The following is a 23278-nucleotide window of genomic DNA, read 5'->3' as shown; positions in this document are numbered from 1 at the left end:
GGCTCAATCCTTCTGTTCGACGACGCCGTCGGGCTGCTCTTTGAATTTGGCGATCAGTTGCAGGTTGCGCAGGTAGACGATGAAACCAAAGGACTGGCCGACGATGAACACCGGGTCCTGTCGGTAGATCGCGTAGGCCAAAAGTAGCGCGCTGCCGATGATGCTCAAGTACCAGAAGCCCACCGGAATCACGCTGCGCTTCTTGTATTCGCTGTACAGCCACTGCAGGACGAAACGCCCGGTAAACGCCAACTGGCCGATGAAACCCACCGCCAGCCACAACGATTCTCTGCCCATGTCAGACCTCGCTTTCCCGTGCGTTCACGTCCAGTCGGGTGCGGCGGATCAGCCACCACACGCCGAACAGGTCGAGGATGCCCACCAGCGCACGGTCCAGGTTGCCGTAGTTGGACACCCCGGCCCCACGCTCGCGGTGATTGACCGGGTGCACCAGCATCCGGCCGTTGTGGCGGCGGATCAGTGCCGGAATGAAGCGGTGCATATGGTCGAAATACGGCAGCCGCAAAAACGCCTCGCGCTCGATCAGCTTGATGCCGCAGCCGGTGTCGGGGGTCTGGTCCTTGAGCAGACTGCTGCGTAACTTGTTGGCAAAGCGCGACGCCCAGCGCTTGCTTGCGGTGTCCTGCCGATTGACCCGATGCCCGGCCACCAGCTTCACGCCGTCCGGCTTGCCCTCGGAGCCGCGCACCAGCGCGAGCATGCCGGGCAAGTCCGCCGGGTCGTTCTGCCCGTCGCCATCCAGCGTCGCCAGCCACAGACCCCGCGCCGCCTCGGCCGCGTGATACACCGAGGTGCTCTGACCCAACGAACGGGTGTGGCTGAGCACGCGGAGCTGGCTGTACCCACCCTCTTGCAGGCTGCGCAGCTGGGCCGCCGTGGCGTCGGTGCTGCCGTCGTCCACGACGATCACTTCGAATGCTTCGTCCGCAAACGCGGCGCGCACTTCTTCGAGCAGGGGAATGAGGTTGCCTGCTTCGTTCTTGGCAGGAATCAGAACCGACACATAAGGGGTTGCGTGCATGACATTCCTTGCAAAAGACAAAAGAGAGAGCGGTTAAACCCCGTAATAACTGCAGTACCAATCGACGAACGACGGCACACCGGTGGCAACCGTGACCTGCGGCCGGAAACCGACGCGCGCTTCCAGCTCGCGGGTGTCAGCCCAGGTGTTGAGCACGTCTCCCGACTGCAACGGCATAAAGTGCTTGATGGCTCGCGTGTTTAGCGCGTCTTCGAGGCATTCGACGAAATCCAGCAGCTTCACCGGGGAGCCGAAGCCGATGTTGTAGACCTTGTTGGGTGCACCGTTTGCGGCCTCGGGCGGCAGTGGGATCAGGCGCACCAGGGCTTCGACGATGTCGTCGATGTAGGTGAAATCACGGGACATGGCACCGTCGTTGTACACCTCGATGGGGCGACCCTTGAGGATGGCGTCGGTGAACTTGAACAGCGCCATGTCCGGCCTTCCCCACGGGCCGTACACGGTAAAAAAGCGCAGGCCGGTGGTAGGAATGCCATAGAGGTGCGCGTAGGAATGCGCCATCAACTCGTTGGCGCGTTTGGTCGCGGCATAGAAGGAAATCGGCTGGTCCACCGCGTCGCGGGTGGCATAAGGCAGCTTCTGGTTGAGCCCATAGACCGAGCTGCTAGAGGCATAAATCAGATGGGCCGGCGTGTGAGCCCGGCAGGCTTCCAGCACGTTGAGAAACCCCACCAGATTGCTTTGCGCGTAGGTATCGGGGCTGTCGATGGAGTAACGCACGCCCGCTTGGGCGGCCAAGTGAATGACCCGGTCGAAATGCTGCTCGGCGAACACGTCCAGCAGACCTTGCTTGTCCGTCAAGTCCAGCTTCTGAAACCGGAAGTTGCCGTGAGGGGCCAACTGCGCCAGACGCGCCTGTTTCAGCTCGACGTTGTAATAGCTGTTGAGGTTGTCGACCCCCACCACCTGATGACCGTCACGGCACAGACGCTTTGCCGTGTGATAGCCGATGAAACCTGCGGCCCCGGTGATCAGTATTTTCATGCGCTCACGTCCATGGCTCTGCGGGAATGACATGTTTATTCGGTTGGAGAGCCTTATATCAATCGCGAATGACCGTTTTGTGTGTGGCAGATGACGGTACGACGACGGCCTGAGCAGGCCGGTGCACATACGCGTCAGCCAAATGGCAGCGGCGAGCGCTTAGTGCACGCTTCTCGCGCAAGGCGCATGGGCACCGCATTATTTTTGTTCCAAAAATACTCATTTCTTGTACACAACTTATCTTTGAAATCTTTTTGAAACAAAACGTCAGACGGATCACGACCTTTGAATCAGAGGGTTACGGACGTGTATGGCCTCCATAATCTGACCACTTGATCAGTTTCATGGCCCATTTATTGCTCCGCCGCCCCCACCAGCACTGTTCCATCGTGGTTGTGCACTCGTATTTGCGGAGTTTTTCCATGCCTGTCTGGCGAAAGAGTATTCAGTGGCAATTGACCCTGAGCATGGGGGCCGCGCTGGTGATCAGCAGCCTGATCGTGATTGGCATCTACGCCTTTGCCCTGAACAAACTGACTGATCGTTATCTGCTGCAACAGGCCATGCCTGCCAGCGTCGATGCTATCCGCAACGACCTCGAACGGCTGTTGGCGGCGCCTCTTACGGCGGCCAGCGACATCGGCGACAACACGCTGGTCTCGGACTGGCTCGGCAATGGCGAAGATCCTGCGCAACAGGCGGCCTTCATCCGCTACCTGGCGAAGATCAAGGAACAGCACAACGCGCTGACCACCTTCATCGTCGCCAAGGACAGCGGCCACTACATCACCAACAAAGGCGCCGACCGCACCCTGCAACGCGGCCCGACGGACAACAACTGGTTCTACGGCTTCCTCGACAGCAACAAGCGTCGCTCGCTGGACATCGATATCGATGCCACGACCAAGGTGCCAACGCTGTTCATTAACCAGCGCATCGAGCACAACGGCACCGTGGTCGGCGTGGCGGGCCTGGGTTTCAGCATGAGTGCGCTGTCGCAAATGGTCCGTGATTTCCACTTCGGCAAAGAGGGTCAGGTGTACCTGGTCAGCCCCGACGGCAAGGTCAAGGTGCACCCGAATGCTGCTTTCAACGACCGCGAATCGCTGACGCAACTGGTGGGCGATGCGGCTTCCCGCACCCTGCTCAGCCAAAGCGGCAAGGGCCAGGCGCTGGAATTCGAGCGCGGCGGCCAGCCTTACGTGGCGGTGGCCAAACCCGTGGACTCTCTCGGCTGGACGCTGGTGAGCGAAGTACCGCTGGCCGAAGTTTATGGCCCGGCGAAAGACGCGCTGACGACGATTTCAGCGATCAGCCTCGCGGTGGTGCTGTGCTTCCTTGGTTTTGTCGCCTGGATTGCGCGGGGCATCGTCCGGCCGATTCAGCAAGTGACGAACGCGCTGGTGGACATCGGCGGCGGCCAGGGTGATCTGACCCGGCGTCTCGACGACAGCCGCGCCAACGAACTGGGCGATCTGGCGCGGGGCTTCAACCGTTTCATCGAAGGCCTGCGCCTGCTGATCGGCGACGTGCTGCAGACCACCGAGCAGGTGCGGCACAGCGTGGTGGACGTGGCGCGGGTGGTGGACAGCACTTCTACCCGTGCGCTCAAGCAGCAACAGATGACGGACATGGTCGCCACCGCCGTTCACGAAATGGGCCTGACCGTGCAGGAAATCGCCCGCAATGCCGGTGCCGCTGCCGATGTATCCCGTAATACCCATCAGGAAGCGGTGTCAGCCAAACGCGTGGTCGGCGAATCCATCAGCCACATTCAGAGCATGTCAGACGGCGTGGGCACGGCGGCGGGTGCGGTGGAAAACCTCGCGACGCAGATCTCGACCATCGACCAGGTGCTGAGCGTGATTCGCAGCATTTCCGAACAAACCAACCTGCTGGCCCTGAACGCGGCCATTGAAGCGGCTCGCGCGGGGGAAATGGGCCGTGGTTTTGCTGTGGTTGCTGATGAAGTCCGGACGCTGGCGGGTCGCACCCAGAGCGCGACCACGGAAATTCAGCAGATGATGGGCGAGCTGAAAACCGGCGCCGATCAGGCCGTCACCTCCATGCGTGCCGGTCAGGCCGCCACGGGCACCGGCGTTGAAGCCAGTCGTCGCACCGGTCATTCGCTGGACGCCATCGCCGGACACGTCGAAGAACTCACCGACCGCAACCATCAGGTCGCGGCGGCCACGGAAGAACAAAGCACTGTGACCGAAGAGATCAACCGCAACGTGCAGGGCATCGCCGACCTGGCGCAATCCACCGTCAGCGATGTGAAGACCTGCCGCGAGGACTGCCAGAAGTTGTCGCAGAAGGCCGAACACCTCGCCGCGCAGATGGCGCGGTTCAGGCTATAGAGGAGTTACACACCTTGCATGGCCGGAACACTAAGCCTGTAGGAGCGAATTCATTCGCGAAAAATCTGCCCGGCGACATTGATGTGTCAGATGTACCGCCGCCTCGCGAATGAATTCGCTCCTACAGAGGTTCGCTGTATACATGTACCCCTGTGGCAGCATGGCTAGCTGACGGTGACGTCCGAAAAATCGCCAGCAAAGTCGTGTGGCTAGAGGAGCCCCCGGAGAATGTCCTCGGTCGCCACCACCTGCGCATACTCCCCGTGCAGGTTCCCTAATGAAATGGCATGAATGTCCTCGGCACTGCGCGCCTTGCCAAAAAAATCCGCGCCATCGAACGTGTAACAGGCGTCATGGGGGACGATCACCTCAAACCCCAGATTGCCTCCCGTGCGGGCCGTGGACTCCACCGAGTTGTTGGTCACCACCCCGACAATCACCACCTGATTGATCCCGTCCGCTCGCAACCAGCCCTCAAGCGCGGAATGGCAGAACGCGTCCGGCACCTGCTTATGCAGCTCGCCTTCCCCGTCCCAGGGCAAAAACTCAGGCTGGAATTCGACCCCGGACTGCTGGGGCCAGAACACCGAATCCGGTGAACGGGAAAAATGCCGGACATGAATCACCGTGCGCCCGCTGTCGCGCCACGCGGCGAGCAACGCCAGCATCCGCGCCTCGGCCTCCGGGTTGTTGCGCCGTCCCAGCTTTGGATGGTTGATGCCCTGTTGCATGTCGATGATGACCAACGCGGCCTTGCGGGAAATATCCATGACGCTCTCTATTCAAATGGCGCTGAAATGCCGCGCCCACTGCTGTTCGGCAAACTGCTCGATGATGAAATCGACAAAGGCCCGGGTCTTGCCGGGCAGCAATTTGTGCTCACTGTAATAAATGCAGACGTGACCGTCCTCAACGTACCAATCGGGCAGCACCCGCTGCAACGCGCCACTGCGCAGGTACGGCACCGCGAAGGGCATGCTCACCAGCGCCACGCCGAGGCCCTGCCCGGCCGCCAGACAGGCTGCTTCCGAATCGCTCATGGTCATGCGCAGTTTGAGGCGCAACGAGGTTTGCTCCTGATTGCGATGAGTGAGCGGCCAGGAGCGGATGCGACCCGTTTGGGGTGAACGAATCAGAATGCCGTCGCACTCGCTCAACTCATCGGGATGACGCAGGTTCGGATGAGCCTCAAGCCAGTCCGGCGAGGCCACCAGCACACGGTGAGCGGGTGCAAGCTTGCGTGCGACGACGCCTTGGGGCAGGTCGAACCCACCGCCGATGGCCGCATCAAAACCCTGACCGATCAGATCCACTTGCCGGTTATCGAAATGCCAGTCGGGGGTGATCGCCGGATAGCGCCGCAAAAACTCTCCCAACAGCGGCACCACGTACAAGCACCCGAAAATCGTCCCGACGCTGACCTTCAACGTGCCCGCCGGGCTGCCCTCCGCACTGGCCAGATTGGCAACGGCATTCTGGATCGTGTTGAAGCTGGTGCGCACCTCGCCGAGAAATCGTTGCCCCGCTTCCGTCAAAGTCAGCCGACGCGTACTACGCTGGAACAGCCGCACGCCCAGCCGCGTCTCAAGCTTGGCGACGCTCTTGCCCACCGCGGCAGGCGTCAGGCTCAGACGGCGCGCGGCTTCGGCAAAGCTGCCGACCTCGGCACTGCGGACGAAGCATTCGATACTGCTGAAGTTTTCCATCGCACTCATTCACAACTTCTGGTTTACACAGACTATCGCGATTACCCGCTACCGAGAACCTAATCCACGCAGGATACTGACGCCCATCCACTCACTACTTACGGGTTACAGGAGATCGACATGACTCACCCAACCAACCTCACCGGCAAAACAGCACTGGTTCAAGGCGGCTCCCGCGGCATCGGCGCAGCCATCGTCAAACGTCTGGTCGAACAAGGTGCAGCGGTTGCCTTCACCTTCGTCAGTTCCGAAGACAAAGCCCGCGCCCTGCAAGACAGCATCACCGCCAGCGGCGGCAAAGCCCTGGCGATCAAGGCCGACAGCGCCAGCGAACAGGACATCCGCGACGCCGTCGCCAAAACCGTTGAAACTTTCGGCGGCCTGGACATCCTGGTCAACAACGCGGGCGTCCTCGCCATCGCCCCGCTGGAAGACTTCAAGCTGGAAGACTTCGACCGCACCCTCGCCATCAACGTGCGCAGCGTGTTCATCGCCACTCAGGCAGCCGCCGTGCATATGAAGGAAGGCGGTCGCATCATCAACATCGGCAGCACCAACGCCGACCGCATGCCCTTCGCCGGTGGCGGCGTCTACGCCATGAGCAAATCCGCCCTTGTCGGCCTGACCAAAGGCCTGGCCCGCGACCTCGGCCCACGCGGCATCACCGTCAACAACGTACAGCCCGGCCCGGTCGACACCGACATGAACCCGGCCAACAGCGACTTCGCCGAAACCCTGCTGGGCCTCATGGCCGTGCCGCGATACGGCAAATCCGAAGAAATCGCCGCCATGGTTGCTTACCTGGCAGGCCCTGAAGCGGGCTACGTTACCGGCGCCAGCCTCACCATCGACGGCGGCTTCGGCGCCTGATCTCCCCCGTCGCACCGCGCAACAACAGGCCCCGGCTCTGAAAAGACGCCGGGGCTTTGCGCTTTTCTGCTTAACCGCATGAAAAATCTAAAAAAAAGCTTTGCCTTCGAAAGAGACTTCGAATACATTAGCGCGCCTCGACAGACTGAACGTCTGAAGAGATACGGTGAAGTGTCCGAGTGGCTTAAGGAGCACGCCTGGAAAGTGTGTATACAGGAAACTGTATCGAGAGTTCGAATCTCTCCTTCACCGCCACATTCGCAACAACACGAAGCCCCTGAATTTTTTCAAGAATTGCAGGGGCTTCGTGGTTTTTGTCGTTTGAAAACTAATCCATAGGACGTCATATCGGACCGAAGCTACGTTTTGACTGCATGCAAGCCTGCAGGCGCAGTACGACCATCCGGTTCATCTATGCATCATACCTCCTGCGAATCAGTCCTACTCCGATATGCAGGTGATCAAAGCAAGCCAGCCTCTGGACAACTATTTACTAAGAGTTTCTGCCGCGCATACCGGTAAGTGCCAGTTTATCAATCATTAACATATCTACTTGAAGCGATGGAGTTAAAAATGGCCATCAAAAACTCGTTCATCGCCGAAAAATACATACTAAGCAGCTCCTTTCTAATCGGTCTTACTTTCCCAACCCAAGGTTCGAGTGTTGGAAATTTATCTGCATCCTGTTTTCGGACTTCACCATATCGGTGAAGAATGATATTTCTCATCGCGTGAGCTTCATTAAGCAAAGGGTTCTCCTCCAACTCCAATGGCAGATCTATAAAGTCGAATAGTTCCGCCATACGACTCGCAAAACTTAAATTGCGCTTGAGTTTCATTTGAAGCCGTGCGGCAAACGCTAAGCAGGTGTCGTAATCAAGGTCTTTGGCCAATATCTTTGTGTTCAACAAACTCTCAACCTTGAGCTGCAATAGCTCATCGTTCAGGATATAGCTGGCCAAAATATTGTCCAATCCTGCCTCGAAAGCAGACCACATGTTGATGAAGCAATGGCTATTCAGTTCGTGGTGGTCATCATTTTTGAAGGATTTGGCTCGGGTGTTATGGTCAGCGACAGTTGCTAGCAATTGCGTATTCGTACCCCTTCGCTCAGCGGCAATTTTCAAAAAAGCCCCGCTACTAGATTCCCAAGAGTCGATGGCGGCGACGTAATAGCCTGCGTCAAAAAACTCGCGAATCAACAATGAGGCAGTCATGTGGTGTGAATAATATTGCCATGCTTTTTTCGGGGTGCCCAGAGTGGGCTTATTGATTATTGCCATGTTCCATTCCTAAATTTACAACCACCATAAATAGATAATGAACTAAACAACGACTATGCTGCATTATTCATAACATATTGGAGATTAATTTCTGAAGCAGCCCCGCCTCGATCAAGCGACCGCGAGACGAGTAATGTGCGGCATCTCGCGCTGCTGTGCTTGCCAAAGGTCGTACGCCGCCTGCTCGGCCAAGTAGGCCTTGGCACTGCCGAGCCCCGCCATTTCCAGACGCCAGGCCAGATCCGCTGACAAGGCTGCTCGGCAGTTAAGTACCGTCGACAACTGCCCACGCGAGTATCCAAGGTGCGCGGCCAATGCGGTGATGGTCAGACCGAGCGCAGGCAGCACGTCTTCACGAAGGCCTTCTCCCGGATGGGGAGGGTTGAACAGGCTCATTTCCATTCTCCTTTCAGTGGTAATCGAGGTAATCGACCAACTCGACGTCGTTGCCATCAAACCGGTAGATCACCCGCCAGTTACCCGAAACGCTTACTGACCAATAGCCCGATAGCTCGCCCTTGAGGGGATGAAGTCTATTACCAGGACGGTCCATGTCACTTGGAACGGTCGCCACATCCAGCAAAGAGAGCAAACGCCTGAGTCGGGAAACATGATCTGCCCTGACGCCACGAGCATTGCCAGTTTTGTAGAGGGCCTTCAGGCCTTTATGTCGGAAGCTTTTGATCATGGCGCAAGTGTAAGGCACAACCTTACACCCGGCGAAAACAAAGCGTAAGCCCTTCCCTTACAAAATGTATCTGGGCGATCATCCGCCTTGAATTCTCTGCCACACGGAAGTCTCCCCATGCACTTCACCCCCCTGATCGAATCCCCTCCCGCCATTCAATCCGCCGTGCGGCAGCTTCGGAATCAGGAGGACGTGCGCAGGTTCATGTACACCTCCCACGAAATCACTCAATCGGAACATGACGCCTGGCTCGCATCGTTGGTGGGGAACGCTCGGCAGTCGGTGTTTGTGGCGATGCTCGACGGGGTGTTGGCGGGGGTGGTGTCGTTGAGTGCGATCAATGCCGCGCAGAAGACAGCGGATTGGGCGTTTTATCTGGATGCGCGTTTGCAGGGCAAAGGGCTGGGGAGTCAGGTGGAGTTCTGGATGCTCGATCATGCCTTTAATGTGGCGGGGCTTGAGAAGCTGAATTGCGAGGTGCTGGAGAGCAATCCGGCGGTGATCAAGATGCATCAGAAGTTCGGGTTTCTGATCGAGGGCGTGCGTCGGCAAAACATCATCAAGGAGGGTCAGCGCATTGATGTCGTGTTGCTGGGGATCACGAAAGCCGAGTGGCAAGCGCGGCGCCCGGCCATCGAGCCATTGATCGCGAGGCTAACCCATTCGAACGGATGAGTCGTACATCCGACCAGAAGGTTTCTGACCGGGTTTTGGCTACGCCGTTCATTAACTTCCCGCAGAACATCGGAAAGCGTTTCATCCCGCCTTTCGAGGAGCTAATGTCTATGCGTCGTAACCTCCGTTCGGAGGGAAACGATCACGTACGAGGCTAGTTTTGCGTCAGATCACCCAGCCCGTATTCCAGCCCCCATTGCGCGGCCATCAGAACGAAAAAAGGACGCGGATTTCGCAGGAGTAGGTTGATGAACGGTATTGGCAAACGCCTGAAGCAGGAACGAAAACGCTTGAAGCTCACTCAGAGCGCCTTGGGCGCCATCGGTGGTGTCGAGGCGAATGCTCAAGGTCATTATGAAAGTGGGCAGCGTTTGCCCCGGGCCGATTATCTGTTTCGTATCGCGGCGGCCGGCGTCGACATCAGTCGTGTCGTCACCGGCATCGATTCGAACAACCGGATGGAGGTGCCGATGCTGCCTTCCCTCGGTCAGCCTGATGACGATCACGACAGCGCCGAAAGTGTAGTGAGGATTATCGGACAGTTGCGACAAAGCCTGTGGGTGACGGCCAATGCGCTGTGTGAGGTCACGCGCCTGGTGGACACCAAGGAGCAGCGCAGCAATGCCGACCACGTCGAGGATCATCTGCGGGTGTTGCAGGGCGATGCCGATATGTTCGTTGCGCTGGCACTGGCCAAGGTGCAGAAAGCCACTCACGAAACCCACTGACACCTGTCGCCGCCCGCTGACAGCCCCTCTTTCCGGTGGTAGCCTTGCGCCACACAGGGAGGGCTTCAATGAAAGGGTTGTTATTCGCGCTGACGGGCATTGCACTGGTTCTCAGTGAAGCGGCCAGCGCCGAGGTGTTCAAATGCGTCGCGCGGGACGGCAAGATCAGCTTTGCTTCGACCCCCTGCCCGGATTACGTGGGTGAGGCGATGCCGCAGCGCCCCGGCCAGTCGCGCCTGTCCAGCGATTGGGAGGAGCGGGATTTCCCTGATCGGCTGAATAAAAACGCCACCGAAATTCTGCAGGTCAGTCGACGCAGCCGGATCATCATCACCAACGAAAAAGAAATTTCCGATCACATGCAGGCCATCCGCCCACCTCCTCCGGGTGTGCCCTCTCGCTGTGTCGCACCGGTTTACAACAGCGCGTGTTTCGACCCGTCGGGGGGGAGGGTTCGCCAGCCGGTGAAAGGCAGCCTGTTTCAGTCCGGCGCGAAATAGCCTTCGCGGCCGTCGTAACCTCCGGCTGCTCCCACAGGTTTGATGGCGTTAGCAGATCATCGACGTGGCTCGATCCCGTCGGAGACGCCGGAGGTTACGGCGGCAGCGAAAACGGCAGCCTGGTGAACGATGAACCCATGGCATACCACGATCCCAGACAAGCCTGCACGGGAAGAACGTGTAAGCCTTACTTCCGAATTTCCTGAACTAAGTATTTATCGGCAACGATGTTACCGAATGTAAGAGCTGCTTAAAGTCGTGCCCCATCGCCAGAATCACAAAAACGAGCCGGCCATGACCTCCACCCCGCACCTCAAAGAACACGTTCAGCACGCCGCAGCCGCCCTGATCGCCGCCTTCGCCAGCAACGACACCGACGCGTATTTCGAGGCGTTTAGCGAGGACGCGACCTTTTTCTTCTACACCCTCCCTGCTCCGCTGCTGTCCCGCGCCGCGTATCGCGAGGTGTGGGCGGGCTGGCAAGCGGACGGCTTTGCAGTGCTCGATTGCCACTCCAGCAACGCGCACATCAGCCTTCAGGGTGACGTGGCGATTTTCATGCACGACGTCGCAACCCGCGTCCGTTTCGGCACCGAAGAAAGCCAGTTCCAAGAGCGTGAAACCATTGTCTTCCGGCACGACGGTCGCCGTTGGTTGTGCTGCCACGAACACCTGTCGGTGCAGCCCGAGCACACCGTGTAGCCGCGCCCATTCATTTATAAGAATCAAAACGTTTACGCACTTTCGGTCGGAATACCGACCACTGCCAATGCCACGGCCGCGAGACATCCGGTCGAAAAAATACGGGCCGCATGCAGATGCAGGCCTCATAACAACACGACAGCGCGCAGGAATCCGTCATGTCACATCCCACAACCCGTATCGAAACCTTTGGTGTCGAACAAATTCCGGACAATCAACGCGATGCATCACCGATCGATCTGTTTCGCTTGACCTTCGGCGGAGCGAACACCTTTGCCACGGCGGTGCTGGGCAGTTTCCCGGTGCTGTTCGGGTTGTCCTTCCAGGCCGGTGTCTGGTCGATCCTTCTGGGCATCGTGCTGGGCTCGATCATTCTGGCGCCGATGGGACTGTTCGGCGCGCTGAATGGCACCAACAACGCCGTGTCTTCGGGCGCCCACTTCGGCGTTCACGGGCGGATTGTCGGCTCGTTCCTCTCGTTGCTGACGGCCGTGGCGTTCTTTTCGCTGTCGGTGTGGAGTTCAGGCGATGCGCTGATCGGCGGCGCCAAGCGCATGGTCGGCCTGCCGGAAAACGACCTGACCCTGGCCGTCGCCTACGGGGTGTTCGCGGTGCTGGTGTTGGTGGTGTGCATCTACGGCTTCCGCTTCATGCTGTGGGTCAACAAGATCGCGGTGTTCGCGTCGAGCCTGCTGTTCCTGCTGGGCATCTTCGCGTTCAGCGGCAGCTTCGACGCGGGGTTTGCGGGCACCGTGAATCAGGGCAGCGAAGGTTTCTGGGCGGCGTTTATCGGCGCGGCATTGCTGGCGATGAGCAACCCGGTGTCCTTCGGCGCGTTTCTGGGTGACTGGTCGCGCTACATCCCACGGCATACGTCGAAAAAACGCATCATGGCGTCGGTGTTTCTGGCACAGGTCTGCACCCTGATTCCGTTCCTGTTCGGCCTGTGCACCGCGACCATCGTCGCGACCCAAGCGCCGCAGTACATCACTGACAACAACTATGTGGGCGGGCTGCTGGCCGTGTCGCCGAGCTGGTTCTTCCTGCCGGTGTGCCTGATCGCGATCATCGGCGGCATGTCCACCGGCACCACCTCGCTGTATGGCACGGGTCTGGACATGTCGAGCATGTTCCCGCGCCTGTTGAACCGCGCACAGGCGACGATTCTGATCGGTATCGCAGCCATTGCCTTCATCTTCATCGGCCGTTTCGCCTTCAACCTGGTGCAGAGCGTGTCGACCTTCGCGGTGCTGATCGTCACCTGCACCTCGCCGTGGATCGTGATCATGGTGTTGGGGCTGATCATCCGACGTGGCTTCTACCACCCGGCTGACCTGCAAGTGTTCACCCGTGGCCAAAGTGGCGGTCATTACTGGTTCGAGCACGGCTGGAACTGGCGCGGTCTGGGTGCCTGGATTCCGAGCGCGGTGGTGGGCCTGTGCTTCGTGAACCTGCCGGGGCAGTTCGTGGGACCTTTGGGTAATCTGGCAGGCGGTATCGACATTAGCCTGCCGATCACCCTGGGCCTGGCGGCGCTGCTGTACATCACGCTGCTGCGCACCTTCCCGGAACCGGTGGGCGTGTACGGCGACCACGGCCCGCACCCGCTGCTGGGCAGCAACGCCCACCGCAACGTGAAGAAGCCGATGGCCATCGGTTAAGCGACCATCCGCCGTTAAAGAAAGGGCTCGCCAATCAGCGGGCCCTTTTCGTTTTCAGCACGACCGGTGGCGCATCTACGGGTGGCACCCGCGACCGACATCCCGCACAATCGGTTTTCACGTCAGTGACCTACAAAAAACGGGTTTGGACGAGAAGTCGGCGAGCGAAAGCCAGGCAAGGCAAAAACAGGTGAGGAACGGCCGGGGTCGCGATCGACTTTAGGGACCTAAATCAGCATTCCGAGCCTGTTTTTAACGCAGCCTGGCTGAGCGCAGCCACTTATCGTTCAAAGCCTACGACAGCTCGCTCTATTGGAGATCTCTTCGCATGAACGCAAATGACTGGACCGAAGCTGCCCTGGCAAAGTACATCGTGACCAACCCGACCCTTCAGGCCGAGATCGCAAACCTTTCCGCGAAAGACCAGCAAGATCAGATTCGCTGGGCCTTCGAAGATGAAGCAGAGGCCCAAGGCATCGAGACATGGGAACTGGCGTTGACTTTCGTCGCTGAAACACCCGAGCAACTCAAGTCGATGCGACTTGAAGCCCATAAAGAAGCGGCTGAAACCCTCGGCATCGACTGGGAAGAATACCGCGCCGCAAACGCCATTCCTGAGTAAACCCCGTCCCACTCCCTCGGGCCGCACCTTTCTGCCCTCCACGCGGCCCGAAACCCTGACTTGCCAGTCACCCTTAGCGCTTTACCTTGCCCCTTGGGGTGAGTAACGTCTGCGCCATCTCACAACAATAAGGACTCGTGCCATGAGTGATTTGGTCGCCTATCAACTGGACGACGGCGTCGCCACGCTCACCCTGAGCAACGGCAAGGTCAACGCCATCAGCGGCGATGTGGTCGCTGCTTTCAATGCCGCCCTGGATCAAGCCGAGAAAGACCGCGCCGTGGTGATCATCACCGGGCAGCCGGGCATTCTTTCTGGCGGCTATGACCTGAAAATCATGACCTCCAGCCCCGAAGCCGCGATGGACCTGGTCGCCGCTGGCTCGACGCTGGCCCGCCGCATGTTGTCGCACCCCTTCCCTATCGTGATTGCCTGCGGCGGGCATGCCGTGGCCAAAGGCGCCTTTCTGCTGCTGTCGGCGGACTATCGCATTGGCGTCGAAGGCCCGTTCAGCATCGGTCTGAACGAAGTGCAGATCGGCATGACCATGCACCACGCGGGCATCGAACTGGCCCGTGATCGCCTGAGCAACAGCGCGTTTGGCCGCTCGGTGATCAACGGTGAAATGTTCGCCCCCCACGACGCGCTTCAGGCCGGTTTTCTGGACAAGGTCGTGGCGCCCGAAGAGCTCGTCGACACCGCACGCACCGTGGCCTTGCAGCTGAAGAAGATCAACATGAAGGCGCACAAGCAGACCAAATTGAAGGTGCGCAAGGCGTTTCTGGAAACGCTGGACATGGCTATCGAGCTGGATCGACAGCATCAGTTTTAAGGGCGGCTCGCCAGCCCCTCTGATTGACGCACGCACCTGTAGGAGTGAGCTTGCTCGCGAAGGCCATCTGTCAGCCACACACCGATTGACTGGACGGGCGCTTTCGCGAGCAAGCTCACTCCTACAGGGGGCCATGCGCTCCCACAGCGCGACCCGGGTCGTTCACGGACTCTTGAAACATCCGCTTAAATTCGCCGAATACCACCCGTCTGTCTGGCATTTGCCGATTCAAGTGCACATCCGTACACTGCGCCACCTTTTGTTACGAGAGTGGTTCGCATGCTGTTCGTCCTGCGTATGTTGCTGATGGGTGTGCATTTCGTCATCGCCGGTGCGTTGGGTCTGGCGCTGGGCATCTGCCGTCCGTTCAACCCCGACAACAGCCGCCTGTGCGCCCGCCTCTACGCACTGCCGGCGATGTGGATTCTGCGCCTGCGCCTCAAGGCCCAGATGGGCGCGCATTTCGATCGCTCCCGCCCGTGCGTGATCGTCGCCAACCACCAGTCGAACTACGACCTGTTCATCCTCGGCAACATCGTGCCGCCACGCACCGTCTGCATCGGCAAGAAGAGCCTGAAATGGGTGCCGTTTTTCGGCCAGCTGTTCTGGCTGGCAGGCAATGTGCTGATCGACCGTGGCAACCCCCTGCGCGCGCGGCTTTCCATTCGCAAGACCACCGAGGCGTTGCAACACAAAGACACGTCGATCTGGGTCTTCCCCGAGGGCACCCGCAATCAGGGCAAAGGTCTGCTGCCGTTCAAACGCGGCGCGTTCCAGATGGCCATCGACGCCGGTGTGCCCATCGTGCCGGTGTGTGTCAGCACCTACGTCCGGGACATGCGCCTGAACGAATGGGACAGCGGCCAAGTGATGATTCGCTCGCTGCCCGCATTGTCCACCACCGGCCTGACCAGCGATGACATCCCGGAGCTGATCGCCCTGTGCCACAGCCAGATGCAAGCCTGCATCGAGCAAATGGACAACCCGCAGCGCACCCACGAGGCGCTTGCCCAAACCGACGCTGAACAACTCACCTAAAACCCTCGAACTCGTCGAAGTTGGCCGACTCTGACAGGAGAGAGCACGCTAAGCTGCGTGTGATGTCCTCCTAGAAGAAGAAGCCAACCATCATGGGTCGAGTCGTTGCTGCCGCGGTTTACAGCGCCGGGAAAAAAGTCACTAACATCACCCTCGACGAAGGGGCCGCCTGGGCCGCAAAGCCCGGCCATTTCGTCTGGATCGGCCTGGAGCAGCCCAACGCTCAAGAGCTGGCCACGCTGCAAAAGCAATTCTGTCTGCATGAACTGGCCATCGAGGATGCGCTGGAAGTCCATAGCCGCCCCAAGCTGGAGACCTTCGGCGACGCACTGTTCATCGTGACGTACGCGCCAATCCGCGAGAACGGCAAGCTGATCTTCATCGAAACCCACATCTTCGCGGGTAAGGGCTACATCATCACTTCGCGCAATGGCGATTCGAAGTCCTACGGTCTGGTGCGCCAACGTTGCGAGGCGCGGCCGCTGTTGCTGGAGCACGGCGAAGATTTCGTGCTTTATGCCCTGCTCGATTTCGTGACTGAAAACTATCAGCCGGTCACCGAGGCCATTCACTGCGAGCTTGAGGAACTGGAACACAGCGTCCTCAGCACAGAGCTCAACGAAGCCGACATTCACCGCATCCACGCCTTGCGACGGGATTTGCTGCGCCTTCGGCGTTACGTAGCGCCAATGGTTGAGATCGGGGAAGAGTTGCAGAAGCTGAGCTTCCCCTTTATCGACAAGAACATGCGCCCGTATTTCCGTGACGTGGAAATCCATGTGAAACGGCAGATGGAGGATTTGGCCAACCTGCGGGACATCGCCAGCCAGACCATTGAAATCGGCCTGTTGCTGGAGTCATCACGGCAAAGCCTGACCCAACGCAAATTCGCCGCGTGGGCTGCGATCCTGGCGTTCCCGACCGCGATTGCCGGGATTTACGGGATGAACTTCCAGAACATGCCGGAGCTGAGCTGGCATTACGGCTATTTCGCGGTGTTGGGGGTGATAGTGGGCGGGTGCGGAATTCTGTTTGCGAGCTTCAAGCGGTCGGGCTGGTTGTGAAGCAGCGGGCGAGCTACAAGTTTCAAGTTCTCTGCGCTTGTACCTCGTCGCTGTTGTCAGCTTGCCGCTGGTTGCTTGCCATTGGCCGGCTTGTTGGCCACAAACCGCATCATCCACTCCGCCACGGTCGTGCCGTGGTGGTCTTCTTCCAGGCTGGCAACGCCTTTGCTGTACACCTGTTGGCCCAACGCATCCTGACGAATATCGAGCAGGGTGCGCGAGTACTCGTGGATGAATTCGGGGTGGCCCTGAAAGCACAGCACTTGGTCGTTGATGTGGTACGCCGCGAACTGGCAGAACGGGCTTGAAGCGATGACCGTCGCGCCTTCGGGCAATGCCGTGACCTGATCCTGGTGGCTGATCAGCAGGGTCAGTTTGTCCATCGCCGGAGTCATCCACGGCGTGGCAGGCGCCAGATCGTAGTGGTGAATGCCCACACCCCATCCTTGAGTCGCGCGTTCGGTCTTGCCACCCAGCAGCAGGGCCAATAATTGATGGCCGAAGCACACGCCCAGCAGCTTGTCGCCACGCTTGTAGCGCTCCAACAGGTAGGTCTTGAGGGTTTGAATCCACGGGTCGGTGCCGAAGGAATCGGCCTTGGAGCCGGTGATCAGGTACGCGTCGAAATGCTCGTCATCTGACGGGTAATTGCCGTGCATCACGTTGTAGACGACGAATTCGGCGGGGATCGGCTGGCGCGAGAACAGGGATTCGAACATCCGCCCATAACCTGTGTATTGATCGACCAGTTCCGGGCGAAGAACGTCGGTTTCGAGAATGCAGATGCGTAACGACATGAAAAATACCTGAAGCGACAAGGCGAAAATGCACACGCCCAAGCCTGCCTTGAAGGCTGGGGCAAGGCAAGGGCCACTGTGCCGTCATTTGACCTAAGTCTGAACGGCTGCTGTACAGGACAACATCACCGCGATCAGAACGTTTGGCCATTGAGCGCCTTGTCCAGCAACAGCGCGGGCGGCTCAAAACGCTCGCCGTAGTGCTTTGCCAGATACTGCGCGCGGGCGACGAAGTCCTTGAGCCCATACTGATTGATGAACTGCAACGCGCCGCCGGTCCACGCCGGAAAGCCGATGCCGAAGATCGAGCCGATGTTGGCGTCGGTGGTCGAGCGCAACACGCCCTCCTCCACACAGCGCACGGTCTCAATGGCCTGAATGAACAGCAACCGGTCGCGAATTTCCTGTCCCGCGATCTGCGCGTCGGGCTTTTCGAAGCGGGCCTTGAGTTCAAGCCACAGGCGTTTGGGCGCACCTTCGGGGTAATCGTAGAAACCGCCCCCCGCCGCTTTGCCCGCGCGCTTGTATTCGTTCAGCAACAAGTCGATGACCGCCGTGGCCGGGTGCTCTGTTGGTGTTTCGCCTTGCTCCGCCAGATCCTTCCGCGCCTGCTGACGGATGTGGCTCATGAGGCTGAGGGACACTTCGTCAGACACCGCCAATGGCCCGACCGGCATCCCGGCCTTGCGCGCTTCGGTTTCGATCATCACCGCCGAAATGCCTTCACCGAGCATGGCGATGCCTTCATTGGTAAAGGTCGCGAACACGCGGGAGGTGAAGAAGCCACGGGCGTCGTTGACCACGATGGGGGTCTTGTTGATCTGCTGCACGAAGTCAAACGCACGGGCCAGGGTCATGTCGTTGGTGCGAGCACCCTTGATGATTTCCACCAGACGCATCTTGTCCACAGGGCTGAAGAAATGCATGCCGACGAATCGCTCCTGTCGGCTGACCGCCGTGGCCAGCCCGGTGATCGGCAGCGTCGAGGTGTTGGAAGCGATCACCGCGTACGGCACCACCACTTGCTCGGCGGCAGCGCTGACCTGGGCCTTGAGTTCACGGTCTTCAAACACCGCTTCGATGATCAGGTCGCAGCCTTCAAGATCGCTATCCCGACCCGTGGTCTTGATCCGGCCCAGCACGGCATCGCGCTGTTCGGGCTTGATCCGGCCGCTGGCGACCTGCTTGTCGAGCAGCCGGACGGAGTAGTCTTTGCCCTTTTGCGCCGTGGCCAGGTTGACGTCCTTCAGCACCACGTCGACCCCGGCCAGCGCGGTCACATAAGCGATGCCGCCGCCCATCATCCCGGCGCCGAGAATCCCGACCTTGCGCATGTGGTAGACGGGAGGTGCCTTGGGCCGCGATTCCCCGGCATTGAGTTCATTGAGCTGAAACCAGGTGCCAATCATGTTCTTGGCGATCTGGCCGGTGGTCAGCTCCGTAAAATAGCGGGCCTCGATCTTTTCGGCGGTGGCGAAATCCACCTGCGCGCCTTCAACGGCGGCGGCGAGGATCTTTTCGGGCGCGGGGTACAGACCTTGGGTTTTGCTGCGCAGCATTGACGGGGCAATCGCTAGCATCTGCGCCACTTTCGGGTTTGAAGGCGTGCCGCCGGGAATCTGAAACCCCGGCTGATCCCACGCCTTGCTCGGCGACGGGTTGGCCAGAATCCACTCGCGCGCCTTGGCCAGCAGGTCCTCGGCATCGTGGGCCAACTGATCGATCAGCCCCGCCTTGAGCGCTTGTTGTGGGTTAAGGATTCGGCCTTCCATGAGCAGCGGCAACGCCTTTTCCAGCCCCAGCATCCGCACCAGCCGCACCGTGCCGCCGCCACCTGGCAGCAAGCCGAGGGTGACTTCCGGCAAGCCGAGGCGCACGTGTCTTTCGTCCAGCGCGATGCGATGGTGGCACGCGAGGCACAGTTCCCATCCCCCTCCCAGCGCCGCGCCATTGATCGCGGCGACCACGGGTTTGCCGAGGGTTTCCAGAGCGCGGAGCTGCGCCTTGAGGTTCAGCGTCATCTGGTAGAACCACGGGGCGCGGGCTTGATCCACCTGCACCAGCTCGTTGAGATCGCCCCCGGCAAAGAAGGTCTTTTTCGCCGAGCGGATGATCACGCCGACGAGGCTGCTTTTGTCGACCTGCAAACGAGCCAGTGTTTCACCCATCGCCTGGCGATAGGTCTCGTTCATGGTGTTGGCCTGCTGGCCGGGCATGTCGAGCGTGAGCGTCACGATCTGATCGGGGCCGAGGTCGTAGTGGATGGCGTCAGTCATGCGGTCTTCTTCCTGAAGCTGTTTTTGTAGGAAAGATGTGCGGCGTCTGGGTCTTCATCTGTGGAATACAGCCTCTGTGGGAGCGAATTCATTCGCGAAAATCGCACGAGCGACAGAGACGCATTGTTCGTACCGCCCCTTCGCGAATGAATTCGCTCCTACAGGTATCGTGCGCCACCGTGCATCACACCCGCTCGATAATCGTCGCAATCCCCATGCCACCGCCCACGCACAGGGTCGCCAGCCCGTACCGCAGCTGGCGCGCTTCGAGTTCGTCGAGCAAGGTGCCGAGGATGATGCAGCCAGTGGCGCCGAGGGGGTGACCCAGGGCAATCGAGCCGCCGTTGACGTTGACCTTGTCCGGGTCCACGTTCATGTCCTTGATGAACTTCAACACCACCGAGGCGAAGGCTTCGTTCACTTCGAACAGGTCGATGTCCTCGATCTTCAACCCCGCTCGCGCCAACGCTTTGCGTGTCGCCGGCCCGGGCCCGGTGAGCATGATGGTCGGGTCAGTGCTGGTCACCGCCGTCGCCACGATCCGCGCCCGAGGCCGCAACCCCAGTTCCTGACCCTTTTGCTGCGACCCCACCAGCATCAACGCCGCGCCATCGACGATCCCCGAGCTGTTGCCTGGCGTGTGCACGTGGTGGATGCGTTCGACATGGCTGTAGACCCGCAGCGCCGTTGCGTCGTACCCCATCTGGCCGATGGCTTCGAAGCTGGGCTTGAGTTTGGCCAAGCCGTCCAGCGTCGAGTCGCCGCGAATGAACTCGTCATGGTCCAGCAGCAACAGGCCGTTCTGATCGCGAACAGGCACCAGTGATCGGCGAAACGCCCCGCGTTCATGGGCGGCTGCGGCTTTTTGTTGGGAGTGCAGCGCAAACCGGTCCACATCCTCTCGACTGAAGCCTTCAATCGTCGCGATGAGGTCCGCGCCGATGCCTTGAGGGGTGAACTGGGTGTGCAGGTTGGTCAGCGGGTCCAGCACCCAGGCGCCCCCGTCGCTGCCCATCGGCACGCGAGACATGGACTCCACGCCGCCGACCACCACCAGGTCCTCAAATCCGGATCGAATTTTCATCGCCCCCAGATTCACCGCTTCCAGGCCTGAGGCACAGAACCGGTTGACCTGCACGCCCGCCACATTGACGGCCCAGTCGGCGACCAGCGCCGCCGTCTTGGCAATGTCGGCGCCCTGATCGCCAATCGGCGTCACACAACCCAGCACGATGTCGTCGACCTGTGCAGTGTCCAGATGCGTGCGCAGTTGCAGCTCCCTCATCAACCCCGCCAGCAAATCCACTGGCTTCACGCTGTACAGCGACCCGTCGGGCTTGCCTTTGCCACGGGGTGTGCGCAGCGCATCGAAAATAAACGCTTCGGTCATTGTGTCCCTCGCTGCCCTGCTGGAAATTTTTGTTCTGCTGACACCATAACGGTCACACAGATACGTTCAATGATGGAAGTGCTCAGTTCACTTGACTGTGATCAAGACTAGCTCGTTGTGGGAAGTTTCGGACTCGGACGAACGGTAGTCAGCTATCGGAGTTCCCGTGATTTCCGCCGATGCGTCTAGCAAGGGAGTGTTTCATGCTAGCGAATCGCCTTATCGCCATTCTTCCTAACCAAATCGCATTATTCATATCAAACCGTTCTAAGCGGCGTGGCACGTGGGCTCTAAGGTTAAGTCTGTAGCAGAGGCGCAATAAAAACGTTTCGTATAGCGCCCCCGTCGCCGATCTCTTGTCGGGACACCTGCTCTTTGATTTCACCTTTGCCAGCTGCCGCTTCCTCCCTTGACGAAGCCGGTGAGCTTTTGTCGCTCAGGAATAACAACAAAAGGCATGCGCCATGTTCAAGCATTCGAAAGTACGTCAAGCCGGGCTGATTGTTTTCGCCACCACTCTCCTGTTGATTTTGCCGAACATGACCCGTTTGTTCGGCTGAGACGGTGAATCCACGCTTGCGACACAGCGTATTTGTGCCACCCTCTTTCTATCGAAACAGGGAGGTGAGCGCATGCGTCAGTGGCTGGCAGTTTTCGCACTGGGTTTCAGCGTCGTCGCGCAGGCCGGGCCGGTCGAACAGGCCGAGGCTGTGGCCGCAATCAGGGATGGCAAACTGGCCATCGATGTGCGCAGCCAAACCGATTATGACGCGGGCACGGTGCTCAATGCCGTGCGCGTGGACGACCGCCGTCTGGTGCCGCAACTCAAACAGGTGATGACTGACCGCAATCTGGTGATGGTCGTATTCAGCTCCAGCAACGCGCGCGCCAGCAGTGCCCAAGACAAGTTGATGAAAGCGGGCTACAACAGCATCATCAACGGCGGCACCTACGACGAACTGCACAACGCGCTGTACGACGTCACCGACGATCCTGCGGAGTAACCCCATCTTGCGCTTTCTTTTCCTGCTGGCCGGCACCTTGCTGGTCTTGCCTGCGTACGCGGCACAATTGACGGTCGATCTGGGCCATGGCGCGAAGACCTGGACCACCGAGCAGCTCCTGAAACACCCTCAAGCCCGAGACATCGACATCCCCGCCGACGTGTCCTACAAGCGCGAGATGCACTATCGCGCCGTGCCCGTGGCGGCTCTTCTTGAAGCCGTGACAGGCGATGCCCATCTGCAAGCCGTCGCCACCGATGGTTTTGCAGCGGAAATGCCCGCAGGGCCACTGCTGCAAAAGACCGGCTCACAGGCCTGGCTCGCCGTTGAAGACCCCGCGCACCCGTGGCCTGGATTGAGTCTGGACAAGCCGAGCGCCGGGCCGTTTTATCTGGTGTGGACCAACCCGGCGGCGAGCAAGATCAGCCCTGAGCAGTGGCCGTATTCGGTCGGCCAGATCAAATTGCTGGCGTCGGTCGCCGAGCGTTTCCCGGCGCTGTTACCTGACGCGAAGCTCGGCCCAGACGATCCGGTCAACAAAGGGTTCGCGCTGTTTCAAAAGAACTGCTTCGCCTGCCACCGGCTGAATGGCGCGGGAGATTCGCAGTTGGGCCCGGACTTGAACATCCCGCACAACCCGACCGAGTATTTCGCCGGGGATTATCTGAAGCTGTACATCCGCAATCCGCAGAACCTGCGCCAATGGCCACAGGCGAAGATGCCGGCGATCACGCAGGAGGTGTTGTCGGATCAGGAGCTGGATCAGGTCGTGGCGTATCTGAAACACATGGCGGGGCGAAAGGTCCGCCAGTAAAGCATGACGGGCCTGACGCAAAACTACTGGGGGAGCTAATTCAATTGCGATGGGCAGGTACAGCCAACACATCTCCATTGCCCGAACCCCTGTTCGCGAATGAATTCGCTCCTACAGAGTTTCTGCGGCACATAGAGGTGTTCCGGCAGACGCAGATTGACCTGTAGGAGCGAATTCATTCGCGATTGGCCGGTCCAGCCGATACATCTCTATCGACCGGA

At 59.5% G+C, this 23278-nt stretch carries 24 protein-coding genes and 1 tRNA gene; 14 read left to right on the top strand and 11 right to left on the bottom strand.

What is annotated here, in order from left to right:
- Window positions 1-3 precede the first annotated feature (3 nt).
- The 3 genes from AAEO81_RS11525 to AAEO81_RS11515 are packed head-to-tail and all read right to left on the bottom strand — an operon-like array spanning window position 4 to window position 2047.
- On the bottom strand, window positions 4-297 hold the full coding sequence (locus AAEO81_RS11525) for a lipid-A-disaccharide synthase N-terminal domain-containing protein (protein ID WP_341963745.1): 294 nt from the start codon (window positions 295-297) through the stop codon (window positions 4-6).
- A 1-nt stretch (window position 298) separates the two neighbouring features.
- Window positions 299-1042 carry a glycosyltransferase family 2 protein gene (locus AAEO81_RS11520; RefSeq protein WP_341963744.1) on the bottom strand — a complete coding sequence of 248 codons (744 nt, stop codon included), beginning with the start codon at window positions 1040-1042 and terminating at the stop codon, window positions 299-301.
- 33 nt (window positions 1043-1075) lie between these two features.
- Window positions 1076-2047 (bottom strand): NAD-dependent epimerase, encoded by a 972-nt coding sequence (locus AAEO81_RS11515; RefSeq protein ID WP_341963743.1) that lies wholly within the window; start codon window positions 2045-2047, stop codon window positions 1076-1078.
- Window positions 2048-2469: 422 nt separating this feature from the next.
- Between AAEO81_RS11515 and AAEO81_RS11510 the strand changes: the two genes are divergently transcribed.
- Window positions 2470-4407, top strand: coding sequence for a methyl-accepting chemotaxis protein (locus tag AAEO81_RS11510; RefSeq protein WP_341963742.1), 1938 nt, complete (start codon window positions 2470-2472; stop codon window positions 4405-4407).
- A 209-nt stretch (window positions 4408-4616) separates the two neighbouring features.
- Here AAEO81_RS11510 and AAEO81_RS11505 read toward each other — a convergent pair whose 3' ends face one another.
- Both AAEO81_RS11505 and AAEO81_RS11500 read right to left on the bottom strand, forming a co-directional pair.
- Window positions 4617-5177 (bottom strand): cysteine hydrolase family protein, encoded by a 561-nt coding sequence (locus AAEO81_RS11505; RefSeq protein WP_341963741.1) that lies wholly within the window; start codon window positions 5175-5177, stop codon window positions 4617-4619.
- A gap of 12 nt (window positions 5178-5189) precedes the next feature.
- A complete protein-coding gene (locus tag AAEO81_RS11500; RefSeq protein ID WP_341964520.1) occupies window positions 5190-6113 on the bottom strand; it encodes a LysR family transcriptional regulator in 924 nt (307 codons plus the stop codon).
- Window positions 6114-6233: 120 nt separating this feature from the next.
- Between AAEO81_RS11500 and AAEO81_RS11495 the strand changes: the two genes are divergently transcribed.
- Together AAEO81_RS11495 and AAEO81_RS11490 are read left to right on the top strand one after the other, a co-directional pair.
- Window positions 6234-6983: a 3-oxoacyl-ACP reductase family protein gene (locus AAEO81_RS11495; protein ID WP_341963740.1), complete on the top strand. Its 750-nt coding sequence runs from the start codon at window positions 6234-6236 to the stop codon at window positions 6981-6983.
- 165 nt (window positions 6984-7148) lie between these two features.
- Window positions 7149-7238: transfer RNA gene (locus AAEO81_RS11490), tRNA-Ser, on the top strand.
- A 278-nt stretch (window positions 7239-7516) separates the two neighbouring features.
- Here AAEO81_RS11490 and AAEO81_RS11485 read toward each other — a convergent pair.
- The 3 genes from AAEO81_RS11485 to AAEO81_RS11475 all read right to left on the bottom strand — a co-directional run bounded on the left by AAEO81_RS11485 (window position 7517) and on the right by AAEO81_RS11475 (window position 8954).
- Window positions 7517-8266 (bottom strand): hypothetical protein, encoded by a 750-nt coding sequence (locus AAEO81_RS11485; RefSeq protein ID WP_341963739.1) that lies wholly within the window; start codon window positions 8264-8266, stop codon window positions 7517-7519.
- 111 nt (window positions 8267-8377) lie between these two features.
- Window positions 8378-8662: a HigA family addiction module antitoxin gene (locus AAEO81_RS11480; protein WP_341963738.1), complete on the bottom strand. Its 285-nt coding sequence runs from the start codon at window positions 8660-8662 to the stop codon at window positions 8378-8380.
- 13 nt (window positions 8663-8675) lie between these two features.
- Window positions 8676-8954, bottom strand: a complete 279-nt coding sequence (locus tag AAEO81_RS11475; protein WP_341963737.1) for a type II toxin-antitoxin system RelE/ParE family toxin — start codon at window positions 8952-8954, stop codon at window positions 8676-8678.
- A gap of 117 nt (window positions 8955-9071) precedes the next feature.
- On the opposite strand from AAEO81_RS11475, the gene pseH reads away from it, so the two are divergent.
- From pseH to AAEO81_RS11430, 9 genes are all read left to right on the top strand, one after another.
- Entirely contained in the window at window positions 9072-9629 is a 558-nt protein-coding gene (gene pseH, locus AAEO81_RS11470) for a UDP-4-amino-4,6-dideoxy-N-acetyl-beta-L-altrosamine N-acetyltransferase (RefSeq protein WP_341963736.1), read from the top strand.
- Window positions 9630-9877: 248 nt separating this feature from the next.
- The gene (locus tag AAEO81_RS11465; protein WP_341963735.1) at window positions 9878-10357 is read left to right on the top strand and encodes a helix-turn-helix transcriptional regulator; all 480 of its coding nucleotides are present in this window, start codon (window positions 9878-9880) and stop codon (window positions 10355-10357) included.
- A gap of 68 nt (window positions 10358-10425) precedes the next feature.
- Window positions 10426-10857 carry a DUF4124 domain-containing protein gene (locus AAEO81_RS11460; RefSeq protein WP_341963733.1) on the top strand — a complete coding sequence of 144 codons (432 nt, stop codon included), beginning with the start codon at window positions 10426-10428 and terminating at the stop codon, window positions 10855-10857.
- Window positions 10858-11151: 294 nt separating this feature from the next.
- Window positions 11152-11559 carry a nuclear transport factor 2 family protein gene (locus AAEO81_RS11455; protein ID WP_341963732.1) on the top strand — a complete coding sequence of 136 codons (408 nt, stop codon included), beginning with the start codon at window positions 11152-11154 and terminating at the stop codon, window positions 11557-11559.
- A gap of 158 nt (window positions 11560-11717) precedes the next feature.
- The gene (locus tag AAEO81_RS11450) at window positions 11718-13220 is read left to right on the top strand and encodes a cytosine permease (protein ID WP_341963731.1); all 1503 of its coding nucleotides are present in this window, start codon (window positions 11718-11720) and stop codon (window positions 13218-13220) included.
- A gap of 328 nt (window positions 13221-13548) precedes the next feature.
- Window positions 13549-13842 (top strand): DUF6388 family protein, encoded by a 294-nt coding sequence (locus tag AAEO81_RS11445; RefSeq protein WP_341963730.1) that lies wholly within the window; start codon window positions 13549-13551, stop codon window positions 13840-13842.
- A 142-nt stretch (window positions 13843-13984) separates the two neighbouring features.
- The gene (locus AAEO81_RS11440) at window positions 13985-14674 is read left to right on the top strand and encodes a crotonase/enoyl-CoA hydratase family protein (RefSeq protein ID WP_341963729.1); all 690 of its coding nucleotides are present in this window, start codon (window positions 13985-13987) and stop codon (window positions 14672-14674) included.
- A 279-nt stretch (window positions 14675-14953) separates the two neighbouring features.
- On the top strand, window positions 14954-15712 hold the full coding sequence (locus AAEO81_RS11435) for a 1-acylglycerol-3-phosphate O-acyltransferase (RefSeq protein ID WP_341963728.1): 759 nt from the start codon (window positions 14954-14956) through the stop codon (window positions 15710-15712).
- 92 nt (window positions 15713-15804) lie between these two features.
- Window positions 15805-16776 (top strand): magnesium and cobalt transport protein CorA, encoded by a 972-nt coding sequence (locus AAEO81_RS11430; protein ID WP_166594968.1) that lies wholly within the window; start codon window positions 15805-15807, stop codon window positions 16774-16776.
- A 56-nt stretch (window positions 16777-16832) separates the two neighbouring features.
- Here the strand turns inward: AAEO81_RS11430 and AAEO81_RS11425 are convergent, their stop codons facing one another.
- The 3 genes from AAEO81_RS11425 to AAEO81_RS11415 all read right to left on the bottom strand — a co-directional run bounded on the left by AAEO81_RS11425 (window position 16833) and on the right by AAEO81_RS11415 (window position 21239).
- Window positions 16833-17573, bottom strand: coding sequence for an amidotransferase (locus tag AAEO81_RS11425; protein ID WP_341963727.1), 741 nt, complete (start codon window positions 17571-17573; stop codon window positions 16833-16835).
- 134 nt (window positions 17574-17707) lie between these two features.
- Complete coding sequence (locus tag AAEO81_RS11420; protein WP_341963726.1) at window positions 17708-19849, bottom strand: 3-hydroxyacyl-CoA dehydrogenase NAD-binding domain-containing protein; 2142 nt, start codon at window positions 19847-19849, stop codon at window positions 17708-17710.
- Window positions 19850-20033: 184 nt separating this feature from the next.
- Window positions 20034-21239, bottom strand: coding sequence for an acetyl-CoA C-acetyltransferase (locus AAEO81_RS11415; protein ID WP_341963725.1), 1206 nt, complete (start codon window positions 21237-21239; stop codon window positions 20034-20036).
- Window positions 21240-21871: 632 nt separating this feature from the next.
- Here AAEO81_RS11415 and AAEO81_RS11410 point away from each other — a divergent pair.
- Entirely contained in the window at window positions 21872-22243 is a 372-nt protein-coding gene (locus AAEO81_RS11410) for a rhodanese-like domain-containing protein (RefSeq protein WP_166594964.1), read from the top strand.
- Window positions 22244-22250: 7 nt separating this feature from the next.
- Window positions 22251-23057 (top strand): cytochrome c, encoded by an 807-nt coding sequence (locus AAEO81_RS11405; protein ID WP_341963724.1) that lies wholly within the window; start codon window positions 22251-22253, stop codon window positions 23055-23057.
- Window positions 23058-23278: the final 221 nt, after the last annotated feature.

The sequence above is a fragment of the Pseudomonas sp. RC10 genome (assembly GCF_038397775.1).
Classification (GTDB): domain Bacteria; phylum Pseudomonadota; class Gammaproteobacteria; order Pseudomonadales; family Pseudomonadaceae; genus Aquipseudomonas; species Aquipseudomonas bambusae.
This window is presented reverse-complemented; position numbering and strand designations above follow the sequence as displayed.

Coding starts and splice junctions, on each gene's coding strand:
- AAEO81_RS11525 (WP_341963745.1), bottom strand. CDS start 297: ATGGGCAGAGAATCGTTGTGGCTGGCGGTGGGTTTCATCGGCCAGTTG.
- AAEO81_RS11520 (WP_341963744.1), bottom strand. CDS start 1,042: ATGCACGCAACCCCTTATGTGTCGGTTCTGATTCCTGCCAAGAACGAA.
- AAEO81_RS11515 (WP_341963743.1), bottom strand. CDS start 2,047: ATGAAAATACTGATCACCGGGGCCGCAGGTTTCATCGGCTATCACACG.
- AAEO81_RS11510 (WP_341963742.1), top strand. CDS start 2,470: ATGCCTGTCTGGCGAAAGAGTATTCAGTGGCAATTGACCCTGAGCATG.
- AAEO81_RS11505 (WP_341963741.1), bottom strand. CDS start 5,177: ATGGATATTTCCCGCAAGGCCGCGTTGGTCATCATCGACATGCAACAG.
- AAEO81_RS11500 (WP_341964520.1), bottom strand. CDS start 6,113: ATGGAAAACTTCAGCAGTATCGAATGCTTCGTCCGCAGTGCCGAGGTC.
- AAEO81_RS11495 (WP_341963740.1), top strand. CDS start 6,234: ATGACTCACCCAACCAACCTCACCGGCAAAACAGCACTGGTTCAAGGC.
- AAEO81_RS11485 (WP_341963739.1), bottom strand. CDS start 8,266: ATGGCAATAATCAATAAGCCCACTCTGGGCACCCCGAAAAAAGCATGG.
- AAEO81_RS11480 (WP_341963738.1), bottom strand. CDS start 8,662: ATGAGCCTGTTCAACCCTCCCCATCCGGGAGAAGGCCTTCGTGAAGAC.
- AAEO81_RS11475 (WP_341963737.1), bottom strand. CDS start 8,954: ATGATCAAAAGCTTCCGACATAAAGGCCTGAAGGCCCTCTACAAAACT.
- pseH (WP_341963736.1), top strand. CDS start 9,072: ATGCACTTCACCCCCCTGATCGAATCCCCTCCCGCCATTCAATCCGCC.
- AAEO81_RS11465 (WP_341963735.1), top strand. CDS start 9,878: ATGAACGGTATTGGCAAACGCCTGAAGCAGGAACGAAAACGCTTGAAG.
- AAEO81_RS11460 (WP_341963733.1), top strand. CDS start 10,426: ATGAAAGGGTTGTTATTCGCGCTGACGGGCATTGCACTGGTTCTCAGT.
- AAEO81_RS11455 (WP_341963732.1), top strand. CDS start 11,152: ATGACCTCCACCCCGCACCTCAAAGAACACGTTCAGCACGCCGCAGCC.
- AAEO81_RS11450 (WP_341963731.1), top strand. CDS start 11,718: ATGTCACATCCCACAACCCGTATCGAAACCTTTGGTGTCGAACAAATT.
- AAEO81_RS11445 (WP_341963730.1), top strand. CDS start 13,549: ATGAACGCAAATGACTGGACCGAAGCTGCCCTGGCAAAGTACATCGTG.
- AAEO81_RS11440 (WP_341963729.1), top strand. CDS start 13,985: ATGAGTGATTTGGTCGCCTATCAACTGGACGACGGCGTCGCCACGCTC.
- AAEO81_RS11435 (WP_341963728.1), top strand. CDS start 14,954: ATGCTGTTCGTCCTGCGTATGTTGCTGATGGGTGTGCATTTCGTCATC.
- AAEO81_RS11430 (WP_166594968.1), top strand. CDS start 15,805: ATGGGTCGAGTCGTTGCTGCCGCGGTTTACAGCGCCGGGAAAAAAGTC.
- AAEO81_RS11425 (WP_341963727.1), bottom strand. CDS start 17,573: ATGTCGTTACGCATCTGCATTCTCGAAACCGACGTTCTTCGCCCGGAA.
- AAEO81_RS11420 (WP_341963726.1), bottom strand. CDS start 19,849: ATGACTGACGCCATCCACTACGACCTCGGCCCCGATCAGATCGTGACG.
- AAEO81_RS11415 (WP_341963725.1), bottom strand. CDS start 21,239: ATGACCGAAGCGTTTATTTTCGATGCGCTGCGCACACCCCGTGGCAAA.
- AAEO81_RS11410 (WP_166594964.1), top strand. CDS start 21,872: ATGCGTCAGTGGCTGGCAGTTTTCGCACTGGGTTTCAGCGTCGTCGCG.